Origin of the sequence: Streptomyces sp. UNOC14_S4 (assembly GCF_020740835.1) — a bacterium.
Taxonomy (GTDB): domain Bacteria; phylum Actinomycetota; class Actinomycetes; order Streptomycetales; family Streptomycetaceae; genus Streptomyces.
Map to the genome: position 1 here is coordinate 1 of NZ_JAINFC010000582.1, position 4446 is coordinate 4446.

The 4446-nt window shown below is 73.2% G+C and carries 4 protein-coding genes; all 4 read left to right on the forward strand.

Annotation, left to right across the window (positions count from 1 at the left end):
• Positions 1-322: 322 nt before the first annotated feature.
• The 4 genes from ssd to K6I34_RS32475 are packed head-to-tail and all read left to right on the forward strand — an operon-like array spanning position 323 to position 4348.
• The gene (gene ssd / locus K6I34_RS32460) at positions 323-1438 is read left to right on the forward strand and encodes a septum site-determining protein Ssd (protein ID WP_229331621.1); all 1116 of its coding nucleotides are present in this window, start codon (positions 323-325) and stop codon (positions 1436-1438) included.
• A gap of 47 nt (positions 1439-1485) precedes the next feature.
• Positions 1486-2592: a TadA family conjugal transfer-associated ATPase gene (locus K6I34_RS32465; protein ID WP_229331623.1), complete on the forward strand. Its 1107-nt coding sequence runs from the start codon at positions 1486-1488 to the stop codon at positions 2590-2592.
• A 38-nt stretch (positions 2593-2630) separates the two neighbouring features.
• The gene (locus tag K6I34_RS32470; protein ID WP_229331624.1) at positions 2631-3512 is read left to right on the forward strand and encodes a type II secretion system F family protein; all 882 of its coding nucleotides are present in this window, start codon (positions 2631-2633) and stop codon (positions 3510-3512) included.
• A gap of 26 nt (positions 3513-3538) precedes the next feature.
• A complete protein-coding gene (locus K6I34_RS32475; RefSeq protein ID WP_229331622.1) occupies positions 3539-4348 on the forward strand; it encodes a type II secretion system F family protein in 810 nt (269 codons plus the stop codon).
• Positions 4349-4446 lie beyond the last annotated feature (98 nt).

Sequence of the window (4446 nt, forward strand, 5' to 3'; positions counted from 1 at the left end):
GTGGGGACGACCCCCGCTCTCCCCCCCGGCGGGGGTCGTCGCATGTCCGGACGCATTTCGCGCTTCCGTGACGACTCTCCTTCCTCTCCGCGGCGTGTGGATCGCCGCCGCCTCCCCTCCTTCCTACGCGTCACGCTGCGTAATCGCCAGGCTGCGCTCCGGAAGTCACCGGTATAGGTGACTGGGATATTCACAACGGCTCAGTTGTCCACAGTTTTCAACCAAGATCCACACGATTTCTCAGATACCGGCACGGTGATTCCCCGCGCTGTTCCGCGATGTTCACGGAACGGGGAGCGCGTAGTGGGACGGGGAGGACGTCGTGGCCGGATCCAGTGCATCCGATTGGCCGCCCGCCGCCGAGAGGGGCCGGGCCGGTCCGCTGGTCGTCACGGAGGACGAGGCGCTGCTCGACGATCTGCTGCGGCTGTGTGCCGCGGCCGGGGTCGTGCCCGAGGTGGCGTCGGGTTTGCCCGGCCGCAGAGGAGCTTGGGAACGGGCGCCCTTGATCCTCGTCGGGGACGACTGCGCGGCCCGGGTCGCGAGAGCCGCGTCCGGGCTCCCGAAGGAAAGAACCGTGCTCGTCGGCCGTGAAGCCGGCGATCCGGGTATCTGGCGGCGCGCGGTGGAGCTGGGGGCCCGGGGTGTCGCGCTTCTCCCGGAGCACGAGACCTGGCTGGTCGACCGGATCGCCGATGCCACGGAGGGGGCCGGGCGCCCTGCCCTCACCGTCGGAGTGATCGGTGGGCGCGGGGGAGCGGGAGCGAGCACGCTGGCCTGTGCGCTCGCCGTCTCTTCGGCCCGCGTGGAGCGGCGCACCGTGCTCATCGACGCCGATCCTCTGGGTGGAGGACTGGACGTGCTCTTCGGCGGTGAGAAGAGCGAAGGGCTGCGCTGGCCGGCCTTCGCGGACTCCCGGGGCCGGGTGGCGGGCCAGGCGCTGGAGGAGGCGCTGCCCGAGCTGCACTCGCTGCGGCTGCTCAGCTGGGACAGGAGCATGTGCGCGAGCGTGCCGCCCGATGCCATGCGAGCCGTCCTCGCCGCTGCCCGCAGGCGGGGCGGGGCGGTCGTCGTGGACCTGCCCCGTCGGCTCGACGATGCCGCCGTTGAGGCTCTCGGGCAGCTGGACATGGGCCTGTTGGTGGTGCCGTCGGAGCTGCGGGCCGTGGTGGCGGCGCAGCGCGTCGCCTCGACCGTGGGGGCGGTGCTCGGCGATCTCAGGACGGTGGTGCGCGGCCCCTGCGGTGCCGGGCTCGACGGCGAGGAGATCGCCCGCCTGCTCGGACTGCCGCTGGCGGGCGAGCTGCCTCAGGAGCCCGGCCTGCCCGTCGCCTTGTCAGCGGGGAGGCCGCCGGGTGCGGCCCGTGGGCCGTTGGCCGAGTTCTGCACGGAGTTCTGGGCCCAGGTGACGGCCGACGGCAGTGGTGGTCCGCTGTGAGCGCCGACCTGCTGGACGCCGTGCGGCTGCGGCTCGCCGAGAGCGGCATGGAGCCGACCCCTGCCCGTGTCGCCGAGGCCCTGCGCAGCGAGGGGCGGCTGCTGGGGGACGCCGAAGTGCTGGGTGTCGTGGCCCGGTTGCGCTCCGAGCTGGTCGGCGCCGGTCCTCTGGAGCGGTTGCTTGCCGAGCCCGATGTCACCGACGTGCTGGTCACCGCGCCCGATCAGGTCTGGGTGGACCGGGGTTCCGGCCTGGAGCGCACGGAGGTGACGTTCCCCGACGCGGCCGCGGTACGGAGGCTCGCGCAGCGGCTTGCCGCGATCGCCGGCCGGCGGCTGGATGACGCCCGGCCCTGGGTGGACGCACGCCTTCCGGACGGGACGAGGCTGCATGCCGTCCTGCCGCCGGTGGCGGTCGGCTCGACGTGCCTCTCGCTGCGGGTCGTGCGGCCGCGCGCCTTCTCCCTGGACGATCTGGTCGCCGCGGGGACGGTTCCGCCGGGCGGGGAGCGGCTGTTGCGGGCGGTACTGGACGCCCGGCTCTCCTTCGTCATCAGCGGAGGGACGGGCTCCGGCAAGACGACGCTCTTGACGACGTTGCTCGGGCTGGTCGCCCCGGACGAACGGATCGTGCTCGCGGAGGACTCCGCCGAACTGCGTCCCGATCACCCGCATGTGGTGCGTCTGGAGACACGGCCCGCGAACCAGGAGGGCATCGGTCTGGTCACGCTGCGGGACCTGGTGCGGCAGGCGCTGCGGATGCGCCCGGACCGGCTGGTGGTCGGGGAGGTGCGCGGGCCCGAGGTGACGGACCTTCTGGCCGCGCTGAACACCGGGCACGAGGGAGGTTGCGGCACGGTTCACGCGAACGCCGCGGCGGACGTCCCTGCCCGTTTGGAGGCTCTGGGTTCCACGGCGGGCCTCGATCGTGCGGCGTTGCACAGCCAGTTGGCGGCTGGACTGTCCGTGGTGATTCATCTGGTGCGGGAGCGGGGCGGGGTTCGCCGTGTCGCCGAGATCCATGTGCTGGACCGGGACCGCGAGGGCTTCGTCACGACTGTTCCGGCGGCCGTTCGCGGGGTGCGGGGGTTCGAGCAGGCGCGTGGCTGGGAGCGGCTGGTGGAGCTGTGCGAGCGTGGGGGGTGCGCGCCGTGACGGCTTCCACGGTGGCGCCGTACACCGCTCTCGCGTTCATGGTGACGTTGGGCGCCATGATCCTCGTCCGGTCGCTGAACCGGCCCGGCCAGGACGTGCGCAGGGCGAGGCTGCTGCTCGCGGGAGGCGCGGCGATCGACCCCGCCGGACCGGTGCCGCCCGAATGGCTCGCCGGGTGGGGCAGCAGGTTGAGGCGGTTGGCGAATGAGCGGCGTGAGCTGGTGTGCCTGCCGGTCGGTGGCGTCCTGGCGCTCCTCGGCGAGTCCGTGCTGCCGCTGGTCGCGGCGGTGGTCGCGGTGCCGCTGGTGCGGAGGTGGCTCGCCGGGCGGCACGCTCGGCAGGAGCGGGAGCGCAGGGAGGCGGCGGTGATCGAGCTCTGCGGGGCCGTTGCGGGTGAACTGCGGGCGGGACGGCAGCCCGCCGAGGCGTTGCTGGGCGCTCCGACCGGGGAGTTGGGGCGGGGCTGGGCGGTGGTCCCGGCGGCGGCGCGCTTCGGCGGAGACGTGCCGGAGGCCCTGCGTACGGTGGGCCGCCTGCCGGGGGCCGAGGGGCTGCATGGGGTGGCCGCGTGCTGGAAGGTAGCGGTCGACGGCGGCGCCGGGCTCGCGGCCGGGCTGGAGCGGGTGGCGGCAGCGCTGAGTGCGGAACGGGATCAACGGGAGGACCTCGAGGCTCAATTGGCGGGCACGAGGTCCACGGCCGTGATGCTGGCCGTGCTGCCCCTTCTCGCTCTCCTCATGGGAAGTGCGCTCGGGGCGCAGCCGTTGCGTGTGCTCCTGCATACGCCGATGGGCTTGGGGTGCCTGGTCCTCGGGGGCCTTCTGGAGAGCGCCGGGCTCGCGTGGACAGGGCGGATCGTGCATGCGGCGGCCGGGGTTCCGAGTGTCGTGCCGCGGACCGGAAGGAGGCGGACCGTATGAATGCACATGTTATCCACAGTCTGTGGATGGCGGAGATTCTGTTCGCCCTGGTCTCGTCGGCCCCTCTCATGATCGTCGCACTGTTCCTGAGGGCTGCTCACAAGGGGCGCGCGGTACGCCGCAGAGCCGAGTCCCTGATCGCCCGGGGCGAGGAGGTGGCCCCGCCCGGACCGCTGAAGTCGCTCAAGGCGCGAGCGGACCGGCTCCCGGGGATCGGACGACGACTGGCCGCTCTGGGCGTGGTGGCTGTCGGCCCCATCCTCGTCGGAGGAACGGCCGGATGGCTGTGGGGACTCGCCGCGGTGTACGGCATGTGGCGGTGGCGACGGCAGCGGGCGGCGGGCGGTGGTGCCCATGACGCCGAGGGCGCGGTGCCGCCGGTGTCGGCCGACGAAGTGGAGCGACAACTTCCACTGGCCGCCGACCTCATGGCGGCCTGCCTAGCCGCCGGTGCCGGGCCGAGGGAGGCGGCCGAGGCGGTGGGTGCTTCCTTGGGCGGACCCGTGGGGAAGGGCCTTGCCCAGGCCGCGGCGGAGGTACGGCTCGGCGGTGACCCCGCCGCGGCCTGGAGCCGCCTCGGTGACCTTCCCCGGGCGCGATCACTGGCGCGCTGTCTGGAGCGCGCGCAGGCGACGGGCGTTCCCGCAGTGGAGCCCATGTCCCGCCTCGCGGGCCGATGGCGTGCCGAGCGGAACAGGACGGCGGGCATACGGGCCCGGCGCGCGGGCGTGCTGGTGACGGCTCCGCTGGGGCTGTGCTTCCTGCCCGCGTTCCTGACAGTCGGCGTGGTCCCGGTGGTCATCGGGCTCGCGAGCGGGCTGATGAAAGGAAATTGACGATGTGCGAGACGAAAGCGGGGAAGCGGCGATGACGGTAACGGCCGTGACGGCGGACGTGGGGATGTCGGCAACGAAGGGAAGGGCAGCGGGGGTCG

Coding starts and splice junctions, on each gene's coding strand:
- K6I34_RS32470 (WP_229331624.1), top strand. CDS start 2,631: ATGGTGACGTTGGGCGCCATGATCCTCGTCCGGTCGCTGAACCGGCCC.
- K6I34_RS32465 (WP_229331623.1), top strand. CDS start 1,486: ATGGAGCCGACCCCTGCCCGTGTCGCCGAGGCCCTGCGCAGCGAGGGG.
- K6I34_RS32475 (WP_229331622.1), top strand. CDS start 3,539: ATGGCGGAGATTCTGTTCGCCCTGGTCTCGTCGGCCCCTCTCATGATC.